Consider the following 23,919-nt stretch of genomic DNA (forward strand, 5'->3'; position numbering starts at 1 on the left):
AACGAAAAGAGAATTTACCTTTGCTCAAGATCGCAAGACCTCCGGTGGGCTATCACGTCAAATCACAAACCGACCAGAATTCCACTAGATCAAAGGAGGCGTTATGAGTGCTATAGCAATCAGCGATACTGTTTGCTCCGGGCATGGCGGGTTTCCATCCCGCCAGGTAGCAGAGACAGTGCCCTGGTTCACAGTTAATGGGAAACCGGTAGTAGTGGATGGGAATGCGTTTCCTGAACATAGCGACGGGAATAGCTCACACCCGGGCGCGGCTGTTTCTACTCGCCCATGGTTTGTCATTGGAGGTAAAGCGGGAGTTTGTGTTGGCGACCCAGTTTCGTGCGGATCGGTAGTTGCGACCGGTGATGGCTCATTTGAGGTTGAATAATGCTCGATACCCAAGGCCAGATTAATGCCTTCAATATCCTAAATCAGGCAGGCCTTAATAAGCCTGCAGCAGTCATATTAAGCAGAGAAGCTGAAGATGCCGCTACTAACCTGGCGACAACTATCGGATCGCTTATTCAGCCTGGAATTTCTTACCCATCTTCGGTCAGTGTGTATACGTCTCAACTTCCAGCGTTCACAGAGATCATTACCCAAGCCGCTAATGCTGCAAGCGCACTTGCAGGAGCCATATCTCCATATTGCACGCCGTCTGACCTCTTACAGATGAAGCTGGGTTGGGAATGCCATGTTAAAGCGGCTTCGTTACCTGTGAGTGAACCATTCCCTCTCGTTGTCGGTATGGGAGACGAAGGCATACCCCGGGCGCTTAAAATGAGCGTGAATGAATTCAACATCGACGAGTTGCAGGCGTCCATGACAGCCGTAAACAACAAGCTTTCAAACGGTACGACTACCGGCACAGAGGGAGGTGCTGGAGCTGGTGGCGCGCCGGTGCCGCCTTCTTTAACCGACGAAGAGATATTGGCGCTGAAAACCGCCGTAGAAACCGCTGCGGCCGTAACCGACGAGATCTTAACAGCGACCGCTGCGACACAAATAGCGGCATCAAAAATCAGTGAATCGACGATGCTCGCGGCTGCCAGTCTGCAGAACGCAGTAGCTATAACCCTAACAGGCTCAATGATGACTAATCAGGCCATCTTACCTGCATTAAGCCTGCTGATGCCCGCTGGTGTAATCGAATCTCTGAAGGAGGAATAACTTGAAAAACACCATCATCGCAGTTGTGGCCATTCTTCTCTTATTTGCAGGCTATAAGACCGTGAATGCAGTATCCGCCCACTTTGACTACATAAAGAGACTTGAGGCCGCAAATTCGACCTTAAATACAAATGTAAGCACTCTGGAAGGCGCTTTGAACCTCAGCGAGGCTCAAAGGAAAGCAGAGCTCGAAGAGCGAAAGCGGCTGAATGGTGTTGAGCAAAACTACCAACAAAAAGTTGCAGATTTAGAAATCAAACTTTCCAAACAACAGGAGAAAAGCCGGGATGAAATCAACCGCCTGGAAAACGCACTTCTCAATGCCGGTGTTAGTGATGAGCCTGTTCCTGATGACGTTATCCGGATGCAGCGGGACCGGGCAAAAGAAGTCAACCGTAGAGCCCGTGAAGGTTACGATAACAACGAACAGCAAGCCCATGGCAACGGTGATGGATTACCAACCGTGCATAGTTCCTGAAAACTCTCCCATCTTGTTTAACCAGTATCCGGCGTACACGGAAACAATCTTCACCAAAGTTGAGGAGTGTAACGAACGCAATTTTCTGATAAACAAACGCAACAAAGAAGCTATCCAATAACAAAAAGGCCGCTATGCGGCCTTTTATGTAGCTTCAACTATGGCTCTTGTAGCCATATGTCTTGGTTGTCAGCCTCTTCGAAGCCGTGGCAAACATGGAATTCGCTGATCCTATATTCACGCACCCTTCCCTTACACCGGATATGCCAGTGCATGTAACCAGCAGCAAAGGCCAAAGGACAATCACTATAATCAATGTACCCTATGCCATTACCTAAACCTGCCTCACGTGCACCGGACTTCCACGACAATAAGAAGGAATCCCGATCTGCCAGTTGAACTACGAAATCATCCGGCTCACCGATGCAATGCAATACCCCAGCCTTGCAGAGCTGCGCGAGAGCCTTCGTTTCCCCAAAAATATCGGAACCGTAATACTGGCCACAGTCATCCACTACAGCAGGCCAGCCCAGAGGAGGATTCAGGCTGGTGGGTATAGCGGAGGCTATTGCCAGCATAAGGCGGTATTGTGTTCGGGATGGATTGACGTGACTCACTTAGATTTAACCCATTCGTCACTTAATGCCGGGTTTTGCTTCTGCATCACTTTACGAAATCCCGCGCTAACATTCCCATTACCCTCCCCCTTTAGCCAGTCTCGGACTGCCTCAGGCATATATAGAGTGGCTGCTACAGGCTGTTTAACTTTCCGTTGCGCACCAACAGCTGGCCACTCGATCGCATTTTGGATTTCATCAACAGGCTTACTTGTCGCTATATCCAAAATCTTGCGGCCAGAATGGCGAATAGTGAGCTTTTCCGCCATAGCCAGGAGCTCGGCATCATCAAGGATTTTTTGCAGGTGAGCTTGCGCTCTGGTACGGCACAGAGTCTTCATTTTGTGACTCTGCGACCCTCCAGGATAAGTTAGAAAAATATTGTATCCCATCAATTGCTCTCACTTTTTATGTTAGAAAATTACTAACTGATTTTCAATCTTAGATCTAAAACGAGAGATTTTTCAAGCAATTTAAACTTTTTGACAGTCTTGACTATATAACAAGGTTATTAGATTAAGCCTGTCAAAAGAACTTTCACGCCGCGCCCGAATTTAGGGCTAAACAGTGAATAAAGATATTCAGCCAGCTCGCAAACGCGAGAAAGAAATGATGAGTCGGGCGGCTTCCGTCATGGCGATGACTATCGAACCAATCACCGACGGCGCAGGCAATTTGATTGCCGATGAAGCCGCCATGACGGCGAGCCTTACCTCAGCAGTGCAAAAGGTGCCAATGTTCGAAGGTGTCGATCCTGATGCAGCCCTGCAAATTGCAGGTGGCTGGGCTATGGCTATGCACCAGTATAAACAAGAGCACGGCCGTTACCCGGCTGTAGACGTGCTGGCAAATTGTCACGTCGCGCTCGAAAACCTTATGACAGAATGCGCTAAAGATAAGCATAGTGGCACCGGTAAGGCGATGTTCGAGTCCGCTGCTGAATCCATGCGCAGTTCTGATGGTGTTATGCGCATCGCTCAATTTGCAGCGCTGATTCTGCCAGCTGCCCTGGGCGCAGCAACAAGCGATGCCTGTACTTTCATCCCATGCGAACGTGATGAATCAGACATCTACGAACTCATCAACATCGCTGGCACCAATTTTGGCACTTTCAAGCCAGGCGATGAATTGAATATGCAAAGCGCTGGCGTCTACAGTCAGATGAAACGACTGTACCAGCTGGCAGCAAAAGGCGATGGTGTAACCAAAGTTTTCAAGTTCGATATTAAGGACTTTGAAGGACAAAACTGCCCTATCCGTGCAGGCTATAACAAGCTGTTAATCAATCGTAAACCATCGAAAGTTGACGATGGTGACGGCAATCTTTATTTCAACGGTTCTGATAGCAAAGGCAATCTGTTTGCTGCTACTGCGAAGGTGGCATACGACACCGGTGTAATTGATATCACCTTTACCGATGCACCAGCGGAAGGTACCGAGCTTGCAGTACAGGTTGAGATCAACATCGAGCGTGCTCCTAACCTGATCCCCGTCATCAACCAGGCGATGCGTAACTACAAAGTTAAGCCGTCTCAGTATGTTGTTGCATCTGAACACACCATCATGTCCGCGTCTGATGCCAGCCGTGAATTTGGTATTAACATGGCTGCGACTCAGTTCTCAGCAATGCGCCAGTGGCTCAGCCATGAACAAGATGTAATGCGCCTTCGCACGCTGGTTTTCCATACCGTGTATGGCCGTGAATTCGATGCTGCTCTTCCAGAAGCACAAAGCTATGAATCATGGGTAAGTCTGATGCGCCATGTTGTGAATGCTTTGTCCCAGGATATGGCAAACCGCACCCTGGCGTCAGGTATTCGCGGTGGCTTCGCTGGTGGCGATGCAGCTAACTTCCTGCGCTCACTACCACCTCAGCATTTCCAGCTGGCTCCGGGTTATGTCCAGTCTCCGTACATTCAGTACATCGGTACCCTTTTTGGATCTATCCGCATTTACGAAGTCCCTACTCCAGTTTGCGAGCAGTTCCAAAAACAGGGTTATGACCTTGGCCTGGATGACATCTATTTCTATGGTCGCGGCAACGATATCGGCAAAGCAGGTCTGATCGCCGGTGATGCAGTAGCAGCTATTCCTTACGTCCACGAAACCAACCCGAGCCTGGTTAACCGTACAACACTGTGGGGTTCAGCGATCAATGATGTTCACCCTCGTAACGGTGAAAACTATTTCGCACGTTTACGTCTGACGCATTCCAAAGAGGGCGCGATCAACATGCTGACAGGCCAGATTAACTCCTCAGCATCAAATCCAGGGGAAACCACGGATGAAGAAGAAAAAAAGTCGGAGTAACTGGCGTTTCAGTTTCATCTGACGGCCAGGAGTTATCCGAGGGTGACTCGTTCGCAATTGAATAAGCCATAAAACGTCTATTTTCAACGCCCCCTTATGGGGCGTTAGGAGAACAAAATGCCAGATATCAAAGTTTCCGTTTTCCCTGAAAACGCCACCAACAAGGCCATTACTGTCGTATCAAGTAACCCTGCGGTCGTATCTGTGGGTAAAAACAATAAATGTAAAGCAGAAGGTCCTGGCGAAGCCGAACTGACTATTACAACTGCTGATGGTGGCCACACCGTTACTCATAAGGTTGTGGTTAAAGCGGCAGTAGTTACCGTAGAGGGCGTCAGCGTGGATAGCGAAAAACAAGACGCTACCGTGGGTGACACTTTCACTGTAGGCGAATAATTTTCCTCCCTCGTATGAGGGGGAAATGTTTTAGTTCAAATCGCACGCCGAAGGGGTAAGTGCAATGAATAAGATCGGATATTCAGTAGGGCAAGCAGCTGGCGTCGGCATTATGCCTGTTAACGCTGATGCCACCCTATCCACCGGCAGCGGCGGTAGCTCCGTTTTCGCTGGTCTAGTGATTTCTCGCCGTGGCGCGCCGGGTAAGGTGTTACAGGTCACAGCATCGAACTATAAGGATGTGCTTGGGACCCCAATCCATCCTCGACTGGGTTCGGCATTCGAGCCATTCCGTCACGTCCAGCAGGCGGTTAAAGGTGGCGATGGTTATGTAGTGCGCGTTTGCCCTTCAGATATGAAGGTCCCGGGCATCATCATTTCTAAGGCTTCTGGGGAAGAGAACCAAGTTGAAGAAGGCGAATCCTTCACCGTTTTGGGTGAGTACGTGTTAAAAGGGGCTCAGTTTGGTCCTCACGAAACACCAGCTCTTAAGGATGGCGAACTGGCCATCATTTACATCAAAGACGGCGAAGCTTCAGCCAATCGTACAATTTCGCTTGATAGTGATGAGGATAGCGACCTTCTCAACCTGACGCTAAAAGAAACCCAATCGGATGGTTCTGTGGAACAACTCGAAACTCATCAGGTTTCTTTCAACCCAGAGGCCGTCAACGATATGGGCCAACCAGCATGGTTGCAAACCATGTTGGAAAGCATGTCTACCCGCCTAGGTTGCGTGATCACCAGTGATGATAAAGATGATTTGTTCTCAGGTATTACGTTCACAGATGTGGCGTTCGTTGGTGGTTCTGATGGCACGTTCTCGAAAGTTACTGCTGAAGAATACCTGAAAGCACTGGCTATTCTGGAACAAGCACCGATCAATGTAACTGCCATTCTCTCGCTGGGTTGTTACGACTCAACTGTACTGGCTGCACTGAAGGACCTGGCAGAAGCAGTTCGCGTCGACTTCTTCTATGATCTTTCAGGCAATCAGACAGCTGCAGCTGCGATCACTGAAGCCAAAGGTCATGGCTTTGGTGGTTCACACCAGCCCGCACGCTACTACTTCCCTTATTCCTGTAAAGACAGTGCAACTGGCATGCAGGTTGTCTTCGGTATTAGCTGTGACGCTTTTGTAGCTAAAGCGAAAGGCGTTGCGATGGTACCAGATGTCGGTGGCTGGCATTACTCCCCTGCAGGGACCTCGCGAGGCATTATCGATCGTCAAAACATCACCAAGATTCCAAACCTCGATGCTATCGACCTGGAAGCGTTCGTTACGGCACGAATCAATCCTGTAAAAGTGTCGGCCAGCGGTGATGTTTATATTGATGACGCGCTGACCACGTTTACCAAAAAGAACTACCTTCGCTTCCAACACGTCTCCTCCTTGATGAATGCCATCGCCCGTAACTTCTATGAGCTCGCTGAAGCTATCAAGCACGAGCCGGACGGTGTTACCCAAGAGTCACTCACGAAAGGCATGACCGAATTACTGGAGCGCTTCTATTCAGCAGGTGCACTGGTAAAGCCCCGAGATAAGTCTCAGGGCGAAGAGCCATTTGTAATCACTGTGGCTCAACTGGAGAGCGATTACTGGCAAGTCGAATGGGCAGTGTGCCCTACCGGTTCAGCGCGCCGCATCATCGGTAAACCAATCCTTATGCGATAAACCATGAGCCGCCTTCCGGGCGGCCGTTAAGAGATAAAACATGAAAAATTTCACAATCGCTAATCCCCTGGCTCGTGTTCTTTTTGGTGCCACCGTGCCGGGTTCTGACGATAAGGCAATGCTTGAAAGCGCAGGAGAGCGTAAACCGGGAGAGCCGGAGCAGCCTATAGATGGTGAAGCCTTAATGCTGGAAGCTGTTAGCGCGCGCGCCAAAGGCGATGAGCGTGGCCTCGCAGCGTCGATGATCGCGCAATGGTTGGAGGACGATGATCCCGAAGCCGACGCCTTTGATGCTTTGGCCATTATTATGGCGGGGCTTGATGGTGTAGATGAAGACGCTGATTTCACCGATGAACAAGTTGATGCCTATAACGCTGCATTAGCCTCGCTGGCAGATGCAGCAGTGTCCATGGGCGCGGACCAGGATGATGTCACCGACATGATCGACGATATGGATGATTCAGCAGCGGAGCGAGTTTTCGACGCTCTGTCAGGCAACGATTCAGACATGCTGGAGGAGGCTATTGCAATGTATACAGTTGCCGGTGGCGATACAGCTATGCTCGAAGCCGTTCGTAAAAAGGTTGTTCGTGACGGCAAGGTGAAAATTATTCGTAAGCGCCCTCGTCCTCGTCGCCTTAACTCTTTGCAGAAACAGGCTCTGAAGAAGGCTCGCCGTAAGGCTCATACATCTGTTGCGAATTTGCACCGCAAGAAATCCATGAAGCTGCGCAAGAAACGCGGCATGTAACTATATCAGGCCATCATTACTGATGGCCTGATTCGGAGGTCTGGAGATGATATGTGGCGCGATCATGCCGGATGGCATTAGCCCTCTAATGAAAATCTACATCCGTACTGATGAGGATATGGTTGTAGGTTATATAGGTGATGGCTCCTCAGCCACACTTTCAGCTATGTGGCAATCACCGTTCGAGAATCAGTCATTGAGCGGAATTATGGGGGCTGTAAGTCAGAAACTGGACGCAACAGCCAATGTTATTCAATCCGCTTCGGGCGTTACAGCAAAGACGATCTTTAACTCTATGCTCGTCTGGGAAGGTCAGCAGCCGCCGGAGTTTAGTTTAACGGTTGATCTCATGGCTACCCAAAACGCGCAAATAGAAGTTAATGCTGCTATCACAACACTACTAAAAATGTGCTCTCCAGAGCTCAATGAGTACACAGCTCTCGGGCGCCGTCCAGAGCAAGTAACATTAAATATAGGTCGCACAATAGCTCTCTCAGGAGTGGTTATTAAAGATGTGGCTTATCAGTTGGATGCTCCACGAACCTCAGAGGGCTATTTTTCCCACAACACTGTCACTCTCCAATGCAGCGGTATTACATCACTCAATCGCAGCAATATTTCCACTGTGTTTATCATTTAAGGAGTTTCTATGTCTGGTTTTGCGAATACCAAAGCAGATACCGCTTTTCTCAAATCTCGCTTCAACAAAAATATTGCAGCTGGCGAGAAGCTGATCGGCTCAGAATTTTGGATGACATTTAAAGGGTACGACAATCTGAGCATCCTTGTGCGCTCTACTCAGATTCCGGAAATGACACGTGAAGACGTAGAAGATTTTGGTCCGGGTGGCATGAAATTCAACCAGCACGGTACGCTGCGCAACTCAGGGGAATATCAGGTTACTTGTGCAGAAACCATCGATGGAACTGTATTAGCAGCCGTCAAAGAGCTTGTTTACGGTAAGAAGTATATCGAAGTCACGGTTCAGGCAGCCGCCGAGTCAAACAGCGGCGATCACAAAGGCCTAATCCGTACCTTCTCCCACTGCAAAATCTATTCTGATGCAGTGGACTTCTCATCTGAAGACGTCACGACCGTAGTCCGTCCGACATTGCGCGTCGTATACAACTGGGTTGAGTAACAGAATCGGCGCTGGCTTAATCGCAGCGCCTATTAGGCATTTAATCTTCTTTTGCAGGGAATAACATGACAACGCCCGCCGAGCTCCTTGAAAACGTAAAGCTCCGTTTTAACCCTTTACTGGTTCGAGAACAGGAAACGCTTGATTCCCTTCTCAGAAAGGCGCTGGGAGCATATCAGGATAGGGCAGGGGTCATTGCCACTGTTAAGCTGGAAAAGGCTGGAGGGACGGTTATATCCCGCCCTGATGACTATTTAGCACTTATCCATGTTACCGACGCATACGGCTTACTTGTTTACTCTGATGAGGTAGGGGATACCATCGAACTGGATCTTACAGGTTCAGAACGGTGGCCATTCAAAATGCAGTACCTTATGAATCTGCGAGATCGTGGTTTTGAAGGATGGCATTTGCCCCCAGCTATTATCGGTATGATTGAAGACTACCTGGAAGCCCTAATAAAAGTCCTTAATGTTGCACGTTTAAGACGCGCTTCTATAGATGGGAAGTTCGATTATTCTGACCTTCCAGACGAAGTAACGCTCCACCAGCGAGTTTTAGACATGGAAGAAAAAATGGCATCGAACAGAGCCATCATTCCAGGCGCAACCACGGCATCATAAAGAGGGCAGAACAGTGGGGATATTTAGCGGCCTTGAGAGCACTCTTTCAAGTTCTCTTTCCTTTAATACTAAATCTTTCACCAGCAACCTTATTAGCGACATCCTTGATAAAGCTCTTTCCGGTTCAGGTGTGCGTGGGAATTATGCCGACGATGTTGCCTATGGGAAAAATATCGTCGCGGCCGCTATGCGTATACGCTACGCACAAGGATGGCAGTGGACAGTCGATGTAGATGGGCTAAATGGCTTTGACATGTTTGTTAAAGACATAACTTATGGGCATGGGACTATTGAAACAGAAAGTAAGGTGATAGGTAGTGTGGAGTTCAATAAACCTACCCATGTTACAGCTGGGCTCGTCACGATGACCGTTCGTGATACAGAGGACGGCAAAATAATGGACTGGTTTAAAGAGCGAAAAGGGAAGGTGACAAACCGGGATGGCACTATCAACTTGCCGCCTTCATACCTGATGAATATCCGTTTGTATCGCGTGTCCCAAGAAGGCGGAAAAACCTTGGAAGAAGAGATGCGCGTATTTCCGACTCAGCTTGGAGAAATCACCCGCTCACGTGACCAGGTAACAGAGTTTTTAAGTTATCCGATCACCTTTCAGAAATACACGTCTGCTGGTTCTGGTGTGGAGGGGATCTTATCTGGTGCGGCCGGTGCAGTGGGCTCAGTTGCTAAGTCTGCGGCAGGAAGTGTTATCGAATTCTGAGGTTTCAGGGGCGTGGGCCTTGGGAATTTCAGATTGAAAGAACCTAATAAAATCCATATTTTTTAGCTAGTTAGCATTGAAAATTAAGTGGGAACTTTTTGGTAGAAAACAGCCTGAAGTTCCCACTTTTTTTACTTCTCTGGTACCTGCATCCTATCCATTACCTGCTTAATGGCTTTATCCAGCTCAGCTTGAACTGACGCTGGAAGGCGAGCAAATTCATAAGTCACTAAGCGTTTAGACGTATCAGTTTTCTTACGTGCAAACTGTTTTTTATCTTCGAACTCACGCAGTTTTTCAGTTTGGACTGTTTTCACTGGTCGCGGATTCAACTGTTTTGTGTGACGTTTGAACGAGTCCAAGATTAACGATTTAGTTATGCTCTCCACTTCCGCTGCAGTGATGTCTTCTTGCACTTTTGCTATCAACTCTGGCAGGGGAACACCTTTGTTGTTTAGCTCTTCTGAAAGCTTAAGCAGCAGTTGGTAATCAGCAAGCGAAAGTTCGTTGATGACCGGGAATAGCGCGACCATTTCAGCTGGAACCGAAGCGGCTTGGAATGCACGGGTAACACTTGCAGGAGATACACCCTCAGTGCGCGCGATCTCATCCTTTGTCATGCCGTTCTCGTGCATGAGTTGGTATCTCTGCCCAATCTCACGAAGTGTATGTTCGCGGGCGGTCTGGATGTCTTTTGCCAATTGGCGGGCATCTTCAAGACTTATTTCATCTTCTGTAACCAAGATTTCAAAATTCGAGCCGCTAAAAATACAGGCTGCTCGGCGGCGGGAACCATCCAATACCTCAATGCGCTCACCTACAGCCCTACCAATTGCCGGGAAAAATTGCTGAAGAGTGATCGTTCGCGTTATATCGCTCACTGACTCGGGAGTTACATTTCTCTGATCACGACCATTAACAGCAGGATCAACAAAAGTTTTCTGCTCTATTTCATCACTCACAATGGTCTTTAGAGTGAATTTAGCCTGCTTTCCAGACTTAAGAGTGAAAACCTTCTCACCACCTTGGTTGTCAAGGCTACGGATAAAATCGGAGCTATCACTGCCTAAAATGCTTCGCCCGCGGGCTACTATTTTCTTCTTCATGCCGCTTTGCTCCTCAAGAACTCGATGCGATCAAACACAGCCTTAGTGAAATGCTCCGCTTCTGTTCGGGCCTTTTTCAGAGCGTCGTTACTACCCGGGTAGGATGCAGGGTTCGCACTAATAATAGTGTCAAACGTCTCACCACATCGTTCAAAACCATCCAGTCGCGGCAGAGCCGAGTCGAGAATATTGCTGGTGTATACCTCACGAGCAAGGCTGTGTGAAACTTGGTGATCTGGCTTTCCGGTCATCTTCGACATAAAGCCAATACTGGCAGACAATCGCGGCTCAATACCTTCTTGTTCCAATGTTTCCAGCATTTCAGGCAAGCGGGTAAGGTATTTTAACGTCGAATGGAAATCGACTTGCGCTGGTGGAGTAGGGGTGAGAATCAGGTCACTCGCAGCCAGGCCGTTTAGCAAGAATGGGTCGAGGTGTGGCCCAGTATCAATCAGGATGAAATCATAATCATCAGCAACGCGATCAATAATAACCTTGCGAAGCACTTCATATTGGTTAACACCTGGAAGGTTCTCGTCAACCAGCTCCTTCCATGCACTAGCAACAAATCCATCATCGATAGAAGCAGGAATGACATCAACGCCAGGGATGATAGTTGGGCGAATCACGTCCTTACGCAACGTTTCAGTATCAACGTCGTTTAGCATCGCCTGAGCAGCCGTCTCTAATATAGAACCGATACTATGTGTGTGATCCAAGAACATAGTGCTCGATGCCTGAGGGTCGAGGTCGATAACAAGAACGCGCAAATCGTGGCGAAGAAGATCCTGGTGAACTCGAAGCGCATGAGCGAGAGTGACGGTGCTGACAGTCTTCGAAACCCCGCCTTTCAGGTTCACTACAAAGATAACGTAAGGCGATGTATGGGTATCCCGATACTTTGGAATCTTGCGGTGAGCATAGATATCAATGACGTTCTGGATAGTCAGTGCGTACTGCTCGACATTCCCAACCTGTTTTTTGTTGAACTCGTAGCCAGCATCTTCCATTTCTTTAATGGCCTGTTCGACAATCCTGCGGCTGAGTTTAGGTAATTTAGCGACAGCATTCCGGGTAAATGTCTGGAAATATTCAGTTAAATTAAACTCTTTGCGCTGTTCTTCAATGTCCCTGCTCATTGACTCAAGCAAATGGCTAGCCCTGCGCGCTATGGAGCCTACACCACCGTAATCTCGTTTCATTCTGATCTCCATGAAGTTTTCAATGTTGGGGACATTGCTTTTGCAAGTTTGGAGTGTACAACAATTAAGACCACGTGCAACAAATTAACGCTAAGCGTGATTTTATTGCACGTAACATGTGTGCTGGAGGGATTTTTTGATAACCGCCGTATGGCGTAGAACGTTTGGACTACAATCCTCCCTTCAGCACACACTTTACGATAATTGGATGTGCGCTGGAGGGTTGTGGATTCAAAAAGTGTGTGCTGGAGGGGAAAAGTTAGGCGTAATAGCCGGTGGAACATGTGTGCTGGAGGGGGAGGCTTGGCTATGCGTGTGCCCTGAAGGGATAAAGGCAAAATTGCATGTGTGTTGCAGGGAAAATGAAATGTAACATGTGTGCTGAAGGGGAAATAATGTGTGCTGTAGGGTAAATCACGTTGACTCAGTGCGCGCAGTCCCATCAGCGCACATTTTCAAACGCACCATGGAGGCCAATGCCCTCCAGCACACACTATTCAGTAGGCTTGAGTTTGGGATTGCGAGAATGCACGATGATGTAGTTTTCACGCCCTTTTTTCTCGATTGAACAGTCAAGGTAGCCGATCGTCTTCAGCTGCTCGATCGCTTTCTTAATGGTTCTATTCTGCTCACTAACAGTTGACATCAAAGCCAAGCGCTCGCGAATTCGTTCGAACGAGATAGGGATAGGGCGGGCCGGGAGGCTCTCAATGAAGGTGTAAATTGCCTGGGCGGCTTCTTTTTTAGGCAGAGCTCGCAGCGCGTGTTGTTGCAACAGCACACGGTAATCAAGCTGAAAAATTTCCCACAGCTTTGAATCAGCTTCCAGCTCAACAATGTCACGCTCAGCATCGAAATACCCGGTCTTGAGAAGGCCCGTGTTGTAACTGCCTCGCGCACTTTTGCCACGTTTAAAGGAGATACCTTTGTTACGCAAACGTCCGAGTGATTCGTGTATGGTGTTGCGAAGCTTTCCGTCCAGACGCTTTGAAGGGAAACCGCACGCCTTGGCGAACTCCTGAAAAGAAAGTTGTATCGTGTTGGAGGAAAGGCCGTACTTACTGAAAGAGTAGATTACGCCAATCCATACCTTAAAATCAGTATCCATATCGAGTCGCGGGCCGGTAATTTTGATATTGTCATAACCTTCGGCCTGTGCAATCTCCAATTGAGAGAATACCTTGGACGCATCTATCTCTTTGTTTTCAACTTGGTTTTTGGTTGGCTTTGGCACAAATACCCCTAAGCGCATCAACGCTACCGGCTGTACTGTGTTGTTTGAATTAACTGTTAACTCTTTGGCTTTGCTTTCAATGTCTGCGTACAGAACATCAGAGATAAATGGTTGATTCATCAATGGCTTACCATAGTTATGTGGATAAGTTTATCGGCATTGGACAACTTACCGCCGGTTCCCGTCAGCACACATCCTATATCCCGCTAGCACACATTTACAACCCTCCAGCGCACATTATTATCCCAACAGCACACATGAAACTCCCGCCAGCACACATCCTGATAGCCTTTCAAGCCAGAGCTGACGCGGCCTGAAGCCTGCCGGGATCTGTTTGGTAATATTAGGATCTATTTAGGATCTTATTATTGGATCTATCCAGTGGATAACTTTAAAGGTTGTCTATTTGAGAGCATTATCGTTAAAAATCACACACTGAATATGCTCGCCTGGTCATAAGAAACCCGACCGGAGAGTACATTGAATATCCCAAGCTTCCCATTACCATCCAAACCTCAAATTGAAGTTAAATTTCATGCTCCAACGGTGAAAGACGCAATCAAATACAGCGATTTCAATCCAAGTGAAGATGAGGTTACAACAACAGAATACCTTAACTCCATGCAGGAGCCTCCGTTCAGCGACAGTGCTGAATGGACCGTTCAAGACCGTCGAACCGCACTATGGTGGATCTTTGTTAACTCGCGCCCAGATCCAGTAATGACATATTCCTATGAATGCCGCCATTGCAACAGCTCTCATAATGCAGATATTGACCTAAACCAGTTGGCCGAAACAGTTGAACTGCTAACCGTAGAGCCTTACGTAAAAACACAGGTTCCGGTGAATGGGAAGCCAACGCAGTGGACTTTAAAACCTCTCACCGGTCGTGGTGCTCATATGCTCGAACGTATGCGCGCCTCTCTACCTGATATGAAAGACCCAGAATACAGTGCCGGAATGTCCCGGTTTCGCATAGCTGAACTTGCTTTATGCACAGCTCTCGACGATGACCCAGAAGACTTTACCGAAGCAGCAAATAGACGATTCGAAATGATCGAAGCTATGGCTTTAGAAACCGAATTTACGCCCCTCGTAGCGCGTATTCAGCTCATGCAGCGCGACCTGCGCCATGGGCTACTCATGTCGATAGAACATGGTACAAGCCGTCTAATCCTACCTCCGCAAAAATGCAAAAACGCAAAGGAGGGTGCAGACGTTACCACGACGCTGTACGTCCCATTTCTCAATCGAGAGTTTATCCCATCAATTAGACCTGAATGGATGGCTAACCATCATTAACAACCTTGCTCTTTATGGATATCAGCCGGTGGGAGACGTAGAGCGCCTTTCTCAGTGGCGAGCCATCCATATGAGCAAAGCGCTGGAACAGAAATATAAGGCTCAGGCCGGGAAAAATAGATAGCTCAGGCAGCTGCGCAGGGGAGGATGTTTTGGATAAACAGCAAGATCGGATCGCTATCATTAGCGCAATCGAGGATGCCAGCGCTAACGAGCTCAAAGCACTGGCCGATATTAAAAACGCCATAACCGCTAAAGGCACCTTAGTAGCGGGCGCTGGCGAAAATCAGGGGCGCGTTACACGTAGGCTTTCACATATAAATAAACAGGCACCGGTAGTCACAAATGATGTCTCTGGAATAGCGCTGCAGCATGAGAATGTCTATGTTTCCCGAATGCCCAAAAAAGTGCGACGTAAGCCTAAACTGGTGTCTGATCTCGGTAACGTTTTGCATAACAATCAGACTTCAGAGCCAGCGGAAAAAAATCTGCAGCACTCTGTGCCTCTAAAAAGATCGTACCGGCAGAATAGTAAGAAAATACATAATGACCCCATAGCCAAATCATCCCCAAAAGTAACGCAACGTGACGGGAAAGGTCGATTTATCTCGGAAAATAAGCAATCCGAGATAGCTGAGAACAACAATCGTAAGAAGCAAAACAGCGCTACCGCCAAGCTTCAAGAAGGTTTTTTGAGAAAGCTCGGTTCAATAATTGGCCTCGATGATAAGCATGATAAAGCAGAAGCCAATGATGTTACAGACGCGGCCGGAGTGGGAGTCGGTGGTCCTTTATGGATGGCAGCCAGCGGTGTAATGGAGTTAGCTAAAGAGACTGGTGGGAAAGCTATCTCGCTCAAAAAGTGGGTTGATGAGCTAAGTGGTGACAAAAAAGACGTCGGTAAAAAATCCTCACAAGTTACAACGATCACTCAGTCGGAAGCTCTGAGTTATCCACCAGCTCAGGCAAAGCCAATTTCTGCTCCAGAACTGGGTAAAGTTAACTCATCTAAAATTTTTGCAGAAAACCAAGCTTCCCAATCGGTCAAAGTGATCCAAGAGCAGACCAAGGCCCTATCAAGTAATGACGATCGTATTATCGGAACGCTTGAGGACGTGGAAGACGAGATAATTAAGCTCAGAAAGTCTATGTCTTCCGGTGACAGTTTCAGTATGTCTGACTTCTTCAGGAATCGTTGGCCTGGCGGTCGAAGGGGTACAAAACGCCGCGCTGGTGGAGGATCAACTGGCCGTGGGCATAATCGAGGTGAACGCCCTGATCCTATTGAGAAGTCCACCAGAAAAACGCGTGGCACTAAACCTAAAGGTCGGTTCGGACGTATTGGTAAAATTTTCAGCAGTGTCGGTGCAAAGGTTGCAGCCGGTACAGCGGCAACAATCGGTGCAGTGACAGGGGCGGGCGCGCTAAGCTCCAAGGGAGCAAACACAGCAGCCAACACCGCCAAACCAATACTGAAAGAGAGTAAGGCAGCTGCTCAAGTCACAGCCAAAGGGACCGAAGCCGCTGTAGCCAAGCAAGCAGGCAGCGCCACCGGAATCGCAGCCGAAAAAAGTGTAGAAACAGCAGCAACTAAGCAGGCCGGGAAAGTGACCGGCTCAGTGGCGTTAAGAGAAACCGAACATGCTGCAGCCAAAATGGGAGCAAAGGCTGCAGCCAAGGGTGCTTTGCGCTTTATTCCTGGTGTCGGCACTGCGCTTCTTGCTGGTTATGACGCGGTAGAGGGCTTTAACGATGAGGATGCCCAACGGGAGGCTTTCGGGGTAGCCGAAGGCAAAGAGGTATCGACTAAACAGAAAACCGCTTATGCCGGTGCAAACGTGTTGGATATGGGCGGGCTGTTAACTGGAGCCACCAATCTTGTTGGCCAAGGACTTTCAGCAGTTGGTCTAAGTGGAACAGGGGATAAACTTCAGTCAGTCGGAACTGACTCTATCGCACGTGGGTTAGAGGGCGGAATGGACTTCGCCCAATCGATATTTTCGGGGGCTAAAAACTTAGCGTTTGGGGCAGCGGCCAACGTTGTCGATAAGGTTAAATCAGGCTTTAAGTCAGATGAGGACAGTACCAAACAACTCAAGACCTCCATCGAAGATGGCACTCGAAAAACTGTTTCTGCGATCGAAGGGTTAAAAGGGCAGTTACAAGGGGGGCAGTTTGGCGAGGATGGTGTCGGCGAGCATGGTTACACATCAAAAGCTGAATTCACGGCACCAGCGGCCAATAACATCGCAGCCGATCTAAATATTGGTGGAAGCAACGCTAAGAACCGTAATTTTCGCAACAACAACCCGGGCAACCTGGTATATGCAAACCAAGAAGGCGCAAGCCTAGAAGCTGCTAACTCCAATGGTGAACGGCGTTTCGCCAAATTCAACACGCCTGAAGAGGGCATTCGTGGATTAGCAAATCAGGTATCCAGTTACTACGAGGGTACCAGCAAGGCTGCTGGCTACGAGAAACTTCAGACAGTATCGAGCATTATTTCTAAATGGGCTCCGCCGAACGAAAATAACACGAATCAGTACATCAAAAACGTCTGTGATTATCTGGGCGTATCCCCTAACGAAAAGATCGACGCTTCCGACCCTGAAGTGATGACCCGCCTCGTTCGCGCCATTGCGACGAAAGAGGGCGGAAATCCGGCAGTCAACGATGGGTACATTAAAGATGCTCTGGGAACATTCAACAGGGATACTGGTAAGTGGGAAGGCAAGTTCTCTGACGAATCGCTAACGAAGATAAATGCCGCGCGGACTGCTAACGGCGAGCAGGCTATTGCGGCAGATTCCCAATACAGCTTCGGTAGTAAGGTGAAATTGGCTAACTCCACAGGTACAGCACTGGCACCACAAAAAAATGCTGTGTCTTTTAAAACGCCAATTACCGACTCAGAAGTGGTGCAACGCGCGCAATCAGTGAAGAAGCCAGTACCAACGCACGTATTATCCCCAAAGCCAAATGTGTCGAGCGAAACGGCATTTAAAATGGCACATCAGCATTCAGCTAAGGCACTGACAGCTGCACCCGCAGAACTTCTCAATGAAGAGACGGCCGCCTCTCAAGTACCGCAAGGTGGCTTAATGTCAACCATCGGGGATTTAGGCGCTTCTTCCACATCTGCTATGACTGGGCTGATGTCGGCCAATACACCTGAAGCTATCCAGGCTGCAATAGCGAAATCCCGTGAGCTGGATAAACAGATCAGCGCCAAAGTTCAGGGCTGGACAGGAAAAAAGGTTGGCTTCACTCCGGCGGCACCTCTGGCGGCTCTCCAGCAAGTGAAACGATCTAGTGCCCGCCAGGACTCAGATAAAAGAGCGGATATCGACCTGTTAGGTACCGCCAGTCAAGATGATTTAAACCCGCCGCTAAATGAACGCGGAATCCCCGTCTACAACAATGGTTACAAGGTCATAGAGAAAGGTGAGGGGGGAGATACATCATTCCTCTCATCCTCTGTAGAGGGCTTAAAGAATATCGGTTCTTCCATTTTGCCGACTGCAGGTGAGCATATCTCAAGAGTGATTGGCGGGGTTAGCGGCGGTGGGGTAATTGACGACCTGATGACACAAGTTACAGGGGGAAATACCGACATAGCGCGTGCTGTGAGTCCTTTAACCCAAAAAGCTGGGGAATTACTCGACGGCGGGCTTCAGTCAGCTGCATCCACTGTCAGTTCCACAACAAGTGGCCTAAACAATACTCTATTTGGTGAGAAACCGAAGAGGCAAGAGCCCTTCCTAAGTATGCCCCAGCAACTGCCAACGGTAACTGACCTAGCTCGAAGCGGCGTTCGACAAACTTTAACCACTGACAACATAAATAACGATCCGGCTATGTTGAAAACGCTGGACGGTGTGTACAGCGTTCTTAAGGACATCCTGGGAGCCACCAAGAGCGGAAGCAAAGGAGACCCTGACAAAGTGGTTAAAACGGCCCAGCCGCAGCCGAGAGAACGTGCCAGCACCACAATTAGTGACCCATCACTGGATGTTCTGTTGGAGGATTGAGCATGTTTTATGAGGTGGACGCCCTTTTAAGCGTGGACGAGAACGGAATTGTCATTGCAAAGGGACAAAAAGATGTATGGATGGCCCGGCTACACGAATGGTTACGCACTCCTTCCGGGAGCGTTTACGGGCTGCCGCATTGGGGAAATCCTATGGAGGAGTTCAAACACGAGCCTATTGGCTCGGAAACAAGTCACTTAGTAGAAGTGGCCATCGAAGGCAGGTTGGTAACGAAGTTGGCAGAGGATTTGCCGGGCTTAAACATCGAGTCAATTCGTTGTGAGGCTCTGAGCATGGACGAATTACAAATCAGCTTTTTTGCCCATGGTGGTGGAACGAGTGTGATCATGAAGAAAAAGCAGGAGGAATCGTGAGTATCTCCGAGGTTTTAGAGAAATTTAACGCCAAACTGAGCGAAAACAGCTGGTGGTCGAGGTTCGTTAACAGTCAGTTTGCGCAGATGATGGCCGTCCTAGGCGCGCAGGTTATATATATTGCTCAGACCTACGCAAGCAGGGCACTGGTTGAGGGGTTTATCACGACTGCAACACGTCGATCTAGTATCCTAGCCGCAGCGGAAGATCGTGGATATGTAGGGCGTTTTGTTGAGGCATCTCATGGCACGGTATCAATCAAAAATAAATCTTCTGAAAGCATAATTCTGCCCTCTGGCGGGGAAATTCTCACATCGGATCAAACCCCATTATCATGTGATAACACCGTGACAATTGGTCCCGGCGAAACTGTCTATGGTGTGCCAGTCAAGCAGCAAGAAGCGATCAGTGTTATCTTCGATATTGCAGAAGAAAAACCATTCCTAACTTTACTGCTTACTCGGGATATTACGGCTGAAGTTTCAGAGTTGTCAGTTGTCATTGTGAATGGAGACGAGGAGCAGGTATGGACTCGTAACCCACTATTCCGTATGTCACGCAGTGATAGTAAACACTATGCGCTGGTATATAAACCTACAGAGCAGCTAGGGGTACGGTTCGGTGATGGCTCCATGGGAATGATGCCACCAGCTGGTAGCCAGGTTCGGCTCGATATTCTGGCAAGCCTGGGGGATTACACCCTTGCTCAGGGACAGAAGCTTGAAGCAGCCGGTAATATTGCTAAATATGCGGACGTCCTCGAAATCGTAACTGATTCTGTTATCTCCGGCGGCGGCGGTATGGAATCAACCGAAGAAACGAGAAATCGTGCGCAATACTACGTTCCCTTTGATGAGCAGGTTGTATGGGGTGGCGACTATCGTCATTTTGTGCAAGGTGCAGTTAGTGGCACCTCTTGGCTGAACGTCTGGGGAGAAGCTGTTCAAGAGAGCATAACCGGTTTTGATGTACGTAATATTAACCGTATCTTCTTCTGTGGGCATAAACCGGGTGTATCGCAGGAAAAGCTAGCTTCAGAGATTCTTGAAGCACTGGCTCCCATTCCTAACGAGCTAAACAAGCACTTCGAATATGTGCCGACAAACGAAAAACCATTCACTATCAAGTTCAGCGGAACAGCCAAAAAAAGCGTTCTTATTGATGACGCCCGCAAGGATCTGAAGGAGGCATTAGAGAATAACTTCGGGAAAGATTCGCCATCATTCAGCAAATTACTTCAAAGTGAGGATGATTCACAGCAACAATATTACGCTCAGGTAAAGGTTAAAGATATTTGGCGTGTTATCGAGGATACAGGGTTATTTATTTCCTATGATGTTGAGGCGATTGATATGAGTGACGCCGTATTGATGAATGACTTTGTTTATCTCAATGTTGAGTCGTCTGACTTCGAATCAATCAGCTATCCGTAGGGTAAAACTGTGAAAGAAAATTGGCTGAAAGAGCAGTTAACACCAGCTAAGCGCAGCTCAAAATTATGGGCTGCGTTTACTGAAAAGATGCAGGACATGTGGAATGAAACTGTCGAACCGGTCCTGACGCGAATCAGTAATCGCAAATCCTTTTTCACCATGGATAGTGAAGATATGGATATACGGATTTCGGAATATGGTCGTTTCTTCATAATCGCAGAGGAAGACAGAGCCCGGCGGCCCATGCTTCTTACCCAGCGTCTCGATGAGGTGCATTTCAAAGGCACTACTCGGCCAATCGAGCAGACCCTTTGGCGTGAGTTCGGAGAGATGCCTGTATCTTGGGAGCCGTTGTACGCGCCCACTGACATCGTTAAAACCCCTTACGGATCGTATTTGGCGACGGCACAAGAAGTTGAGTCAGCCACCGCTAGTTATGGGGATTTTTTCCTTACTTCCCGTGGTCGAGTTGTACTTAATCTCAACAAATTATATGAGCTTTACGGTGCTGACGATATTAATGCGAGCATAAGGCGTTTTCAGTCTGACTTTACCAAAATCATAGTTCCTCTTATTCCACTGCATATTGTTTATGACGGCTTAACGTTGCAGCTAGTATTTAAAGCGATAGAGAAAAAGGAAAAACTTGTATTTTTTGACACTCAAATGAGTTTCAATCATAGCTTTGATTTCGGCGATAAGACCGACGATGTTGGTGTAAAAACTAACATTTCATTCAATGAAAATCGCGTAATAAAAAGCCTTAAGCGCTCTCTGGACATGATACCTATTTGCTTTGATGGCATGCCGCTTGATGCCTGGCCCTTAGGTATGACAGCAATTATTCCACCAATAATCCCTGAAAGAGAAGAGGGCGATGGGCGATTGTATACCCAGGATATGTCCGGGCGCGATTTCACCGTTGATTCCACTGTTTTATTCACATATAGCCAAGGAGAGTCTCGCTTGATGCTCAAAACTCTTGGCCAGTACGGCTGTATTGTCGAGTATGCAGATAGTCGAGTCGTCCGGTACGGATTTCCCGGCTTCGTTGATGAGGTGATCTTGCAACCTCTGGCCGGTAACTGGAGGGATGAGATTCGTCAAATTAACTATTTGCAGTGTGCTGATGAGATACGTCAGAGTGCATCGGTATACGAAAGGCTTAACGAGATAACGCTAGGTCAAATCAGGTCAGAGCATGATCACGCCGATTTTAATGATGCTCCTATAGCCATATCGATGATGGGCGGTGAAAGTTCAGATGTGTTTATTGTTAGCGAAGCCGCTGACGAGTTTCTTCAAAGTGATGTGTCAGCCAGCATTGAGCCTATTTTTGCCGCCGTGGATGAGGGGATTATAAACGCAGACGTCAGTTCGCAGGTTCATTATAGGTTGGATGATCATAATTCCCATCTGGTGCAGGGCAGGAGCTTTACTGAGGTGAGTGAACAACAATTTAATGGCGTTCCACGGGAGCTGGATGCAGTTTCGTTGACACTCGATACCTTACCGCTTGATGCGTGGCCAATAGGCCACACCCACATCGTTCCAGCCATCATCCCGAGTGAAAAAAATCCTGATCCGCGTATTTTTGAGCAGGTGATTTCTGATACCGGAGAGTTTGCCGGTGTTGTGGGGTTATACGTGTCAACGCTTGGATTACATGGTTGTATTATCGAATACGCAAATGGTGACCTAGCGACGATCCTATTCCCAGTTGATAGCGAACATGTGCTCATACAGGAGCCTGCAGGCAGCTGGAGAAAGACTATCAGGAAAATAAATTACCTCATGGGTTCTAGCGCCTAACGCTCAATTTCACAAACTCAACAAACTCCGCAGACTACCACTTGCGGAGTTTGATTCCATTCAAGGGCTCGAACTCCTCTCAGTGCATTTTGAGGGGAATTAAATGGCTGATGTTCTCGCCGCTCGTACTAGCGGTACGCTTTATAAAGCGCAATTACTCGATTACTACTACTCACGCCGCGCGGAGTCTGCGATCGGCAACGGCCAACGCTTTGAAATCAAAACGGCATGCTGGGGCAAATCGACGCTGGTTTCGGTGAATGAGGCTGGTGGTTGGAATATCTCAGATATCCCAACTGACTTCGTGCTGGAAGACATGACTACCAACTTCGCGAAATCTGAACTTGTGCGGTCAGTTCAGGGGAACATCATCACGCTTAATGCCGTGTTGCCTCAAGACAGCCTTGAGGAAGACACTGTTTACGACTTCAATACACTCGTGCTATTGGACGCAGAAGACAAAGCCATCGCCGTGCTTGCTACTCAGCAAGATACTGTATACCTGGGAAAGAATTACTCAATCATCATGATGATTGAGCAGGCAGGGAGCTGAGTATGAGTGGATCTATTAGTGGTGTGAGCCTTCTGGCCGCAGATTCTCGTAAGAGCCTGATCACAGACGTACAGTTTTACGAGGCCTACACCTCAACAGCATTAAACCGGAAATTTAAAAATATTATTAAGCCTGGAATCTATTCAGGTTTTAATGTCGTGCCTGGCACCGGTCTGAAGGTTACCGTGACCTCGGGCAATGAAGGTGGTGCTGCGTCTGTTGATATTGATAACGTCCAGTTGTCAGTGCAGCAAATTTTAGATATTGACGTTGACATCCCTGCTGGCCAGACAACGATTATCGCGTTGCAGGCATTTTATAAGTTTGGTGTGAAAACGAGCCAAGTAACGGACGAATCGACTGTTAATGCAGCTGAGATTGTTACTATTACGGCTCAGCAACTAAGAGACGGCCAAATAGAGTTGTGCCGGGTTGCGGTACCGGAGGGGGCAACGCAGATTACATCGGAAATGATAGACACGTCTTTCCGTGTATTTCGCAGCTTGGGGCTTCAGTTAAGCGCAGAACTTGATAGCGAAGAAGAAGGGGTCGCTGCGAACTCCCTCGCTATTAAAAAAGCGATTTCCTTCCTGTCTGGGGAGGGAGTGCCGGAAGCCCTCTCGACACTGGCCCAGCTAGCCGCAGCGATAAACAACGATGGTAATTTCGCGCAGACAATTGATAAGGCACTAGACCTTAAGGCCCCATTGACGAGCCCGACGTTAACCGGGACACCTAAGGCTCCTACAGCTGCCCAAACGGTAAATAACACACAGATAGCCACCACCGCTTTCGTTAAGGCGGCGATTTCTGCTCTGGTAGGTGGTTCAACTCCCGAGGGCCTCGATACTCTAAGTGAGCTTGCTGCTGCGCTGAATAATGATCCCCAGTTTGCAACTACTATGAAAAAGGCCCTCGAAGGCAAGCAGCCGCTTAACCAAACCCTCACAGATCTTTCTGGTAAAACGGTTGCCGGTATTCTCGAATACC

The 23,919-nt window shown here is 48.3% G+C and carries 20 protein-coding genes and 1 pseudogene; 17 read left to right on the plus strand and 4 right to left on the minus strand.

The annotated features are described in order from the left end of the window. Positions 1-387: 387 nt before the first annotated feature. The gene (locus HV355_RS23110; protein WP_182403686.1) at positions 388-1,170 is read left to right on the plus strand and encodes a hypothetical protein; all 783 of its coding nucleotides are present in this window, start codon (positions 388-390) and stop codon (positions 1,168-1,170) included. A 1-nt stretch (position 1,171) separates the two neighbouring features. Continuing rightward, complete coding sequence (locus HV355_RS23115; RefSeq protein ID WP_249420900.1) at positions 1,172-1,648, plus strand: hypothetical protein; 477 nt, start codon at positions 1,172-1,174, stop codon at positions 1,646-1,648. A gap of 613 nt (positions 1,649-2,261) precedes the next feature. Here the strand turns inward: HV355_RS23115 and HV355_RS23120 are convergent. Then, positions 2,262-2,606, minus strand: a complete 345-nt coding sequence (locus tag HV355_RS23120; RefSeq protein ID WP_223563657.1) for a hypothetical protein — start codon at positions 2,604-2,606, stop codon at positions 2,262-2,264. Positions 2,607-2,832: 226 nt separating this feature from the next. Here HV355_RS23120 and HV355_RS23125 point away from each other — a divergent pair, with 226 nt between their 5' ends. From HV355_RS23125 to HV355_RS23160, 8 genes are all read left to right on the plus strand, one after another. After that, complete coding sequence (locus tag HV355_RS23125) at positions 2,833-4,575, plus strand: capsid protein (RefSeq protein ID WP_126336289.1); 1,743 nt, start codon at positions 2,833-2,835, stop codon at positions 4,573-4,575. A gap of 117 nt (positions 4,576-4,692) precedes the next feature. After that, entirely contained in the window at positions 4,693-4,971 is a 279-nt protein-coding gene (locus HV355_RS23130) for an Ig-like domain-containing protein (RefSeq protein WP_126336287.1), read from the plus strand. A gap of 64 nt (positions 4,972-5,035) precedes the next feature. Next, entirely contained in the window at positions 5,036-6,646 is a 1,611-nt protein-coding gene (locus HV355_RS23135; protein ID WP_182403688.1) for a phage tail protein, read from the plus strand. Between the two features lie 40 nt (positions 6,647-6,686). Beyond that, a complete protein-coding gene (locus HV355_RS23140) occupies positions 6,687-7,397 on the plus strand; it encodes a hypothetical protein (protein WP_182403690.1) in 711 nt (236 codons plus the stop codon). 64 nt (positions 7,398-7,461) lie between these two features. Next, complete coding sequence (locus HV355_RS23145; protein WP_182403692.1) at positions 7,462-8,037, plus strand: hypothetical protein; 576 nt, start codon at positions 7,462-7,464, stop codon at positions 8,035-8,037. A gap of 9 nt (positions 8,038-8,046) precedes the next feature. After that, positions 8,047-8,538 (plus strand): baseplate protein, encoded by a 492-nt coding sequence (locus HV355_RS23150; protein ID WP_126336279.1) that lies wholly within the window; start codon positions 8,047-8,049, stop codon positions 8,536-8,538. 65 nt (positions 8,539-8,603) lie between these two features. After that, complete coding sequence (locus HV355_RS23155) at positions 8,604-9,161, plus strand: hypothetical protein (RefSeq protein ID WP_182403694.1); 558 nt, start codon at positions 8,604-8,606, stop codon at positions 9,159-9,161. A 13-nt stretch (positions 9,162-9,174) separates the two neighbouring features. After that, positions 9,175-9,882, plus strand: coding sequence for a phage tail protein (locus HV355_RS23160; protein WP_126336275.1), 708 nt, complete (start codon positions 9,175-9,177; stop codon positions 9,880-9,882). A 131-nt stretch (positions 9,883-10,013) separates the two neighbouring features. Here HV355_RS23160 and HV355_RS23165 read toward each other — a convergent pair whose 3' ends face one another. The 3 genes from HV355_RS23165 to HV355_RS23175 all read right to left on the minus strand — a co-directional run bounded on the left by HV355_RS23165 (position 10,014) and on the right by HV355_RS23175 (position 13,544). Beyond that, positions 10,014-10,988 (minus strand): ParB family protein, encoded by a 975-nt coding sequence (locus HV355_RS23165; protein ID WP_182403696.1) that lies wholly within the window; start codon positions 10,986-10,988, stop codon positions 10,014-10,016. After that, positions 10,985-12,190, minus strand: coding sequence for an AAA family ATPase (locus tag HV355_RS23170; protein ID WP_126336271.1), 1,206 nt, complete (start codon positions 12,188-12,190; stop codon positions 10,985-10,987). The genes HV355_RS23165 and HV355_RS23170 overlap by 4 nt, the downstream gene beginning before the upstream one ends. A gap of 493 nt (positions 12,191-12,683) precedes the next feature. Further along, the gene (locus tag HV355_RS23175; protein ID WP_126336269.1) at positions 12,684-13,544 is read right to left on the minus strand and encodes a RepB family plasmid replication initiator protein; all 861 of its coding nucleotides are present in this window, start codon (positions 13,542-13,544) and stop codon (positions 12,684-12,686) included. 360 nt (positions 13,545-13,904) lie between these two features. On the opposite strand from HV355_RS23175, the gene HV355_RS23180 reads away from it, so the two are divergent. The 7 genes and pseudogenes from HV355_RS23180 to HV355_RS23210 form a co-directional block, all read left to right on the plus strand. Beyond that, positions 13,905-14,726: a hypothetical protein gene (locus HV355_RS23180; protein WP_126336439.1), complete on the plus strand. Its 822-nt coding sequence runs from the start codon at positions 13,905-13,907 to the stop codon at positions 14,724-14,726. Positions 14,727-14,878: 152 nt separating this feature from the next. After that, positions 14,879-18,757, plus strand: a complete 3,879-nt coding sequence (locus HV355_RS23185; protein ID WP_182403698.1) for a transglycosylase — start codon at positions 14,879-14,881, stop codon at positions 18,755-18,757. Positions 18,758-18,759: 2 nt separating this feature from the next. Then, positions 18,760-19,131: a hypothetical protein gene (locus tag HV355_RS23190; RefSeq protein WP_182403700.1), complete on the plus strand. Its 372-nt coding sequence runs from the start codon at positions 18,760-18,762 to the stop codon at positions 19,129-19,131. After that, positions 19,128-20,564 (plus strand): baseplate protein, encoded by a 1,437-nt coding sequence (locus HV355_RS23195; protein WP_182403702.1) that lies wholly within the window; start codon positions 19,128-19,130, stop codon positions 20,562-20,564. The genes HV355_RS23190 and HV355_RS23195 overlap by 4 nt, the downstream gene beginning before the upstream one ends. 9 nt (positions 20,565-20,573) lie before the next feature. Beyond that, a complete protein-coding gene (locus tag HV355_RS23200) occupies positions 20,574-22,376 on the plus strand; it encodes a hypothetical protein (RefSeq protein WP_182403704.1) in 1,803 nt (600 codons plus the stop codon). 103 nt (positions 22,377-22,479) lie between these two features. After that, a complete protein-coding gene (locus HV355_RS23205) occupies positions 22,480-22,929 on the plus strand; it encodes a phage tail protein (protein ID WP_164558564.1) in 450 nt (149 codons plus the stop codon). Between the two features lie 2 nt (positions 22,930-22,931). Further along, positions 22,932-23,919, plus strand: a pseudogene (locus HV355_RS23210) (phage tail protein); the annotation flags it as partial.

Origin of the sequence: Enterobacter sp. RHBSTW-01064, assembly GCF_014103035.1 — a bacterium.
Classification (GTDB): Bacteria; Pseudomonadota; Gammaproteobacteria; order Enterobacterales; family Enterobacteriaceae; genus Enterobacter; species Enterobacter mori.

What these genes read in the sequence shown, in the direction of transcription:
- HV355_RS23145 (WP_182403692.1), top strand. Translation starts at nt 7,462, where the DNA reads ATGCCGGATGGCATTAGCCCTCTAATGAAAATCTACATCCGTACTGAT.
- HV355_RS23110 (WP_182403686.1), top strand. Translation starts at nt 388, where the DNA reads ATGCTCGATACCCAAGGCCAGATTAATGCCTTCAATATCCTAAATCAG.
- HV355_RS23130 (WP_126336287.1), top strand. Translation starts at nt 4,693, where the DNA reads ATGCCAGATATCAAAGTTTCCGTTTTCCCTGAAAACGCCACCAACAAG.
- HV355_RS23205 (WP_164558564.1), top strand. Translation starts at nt 22,480, where the DNA reads ATGGCTGATGTTCTCGCCGCTCGTACTAGCGGTACGCTTTATAAAGCG.
- HV355_RS23190 (WP_182403700.1), top strand. Translation starts at nt 18,760, where the DNA reads ATGTTTTATGAGGTGGACGCCCTTTTAAGCGTGGACGAGAACGGAATT.
- HV355_RS23165 (WP_182403696.1), bottom strand. Translation starts at nt 10,988, where the DNA reads ATGAAGAAGAAAATAGTAGCCCGCGGGCGAAGCATTTTAGGCAGTGAT.
- HV355_RS23175 (WP_126336269.1), bottom strand. Translation starts at nt 13,544, where the DNA reads ATGAATCAACCATTTATCTCTGATGTTCTGTACGCAGACATTGAAAGC.
- HV355_RS23170 (WP_126336271.1), bottom strand. Translation starts at nt 12,190, where the DNA reads ATGAAACGAGATTACGGTGGTGTAGGCTCCATAGCGCGCAGGGCTAGC.
- HV355_RS23150 (WP_126336279.1), top strand. Translation starts at nt 8,047, where the DNA reads ATGTCTGGTTTTGCGAATACCAAAGCAGATACCGCTTTTCTCAAATCT.
- HV355_RS23140 (WP_182403690.1), top strand. Translation starts at nt 6,687, where the DNA reads ATGAAAAATTTCACAATCGCTAATCCCCTGGCTCGTGTTCTTTTTGGT.
- HV355_RS23120 (WP_223563657.1), bottom strand. Translation starts at nt 2,606, where the DNA reads ATGAAGACTCTGTGCCGTACCAGAGCGCAAGCTCACCTGCAAAAAATC.
- HV355_RS23135 (WP_182403688.1), top strand. Translation starts at nt 5,036, where the DNA reads ATGAATAAGATCGGATATTCAGTAGGGCAAGCAGCTGGCGTCGGCATT.
- HV355_RS23155 (WP_182403694.1), top strand. Translation starts at nt 8,604, where the DNA reads ATGACAACGCCCGCCGAGCTCCTTGAAAACGTAAAGCTCCGTTTTAAC.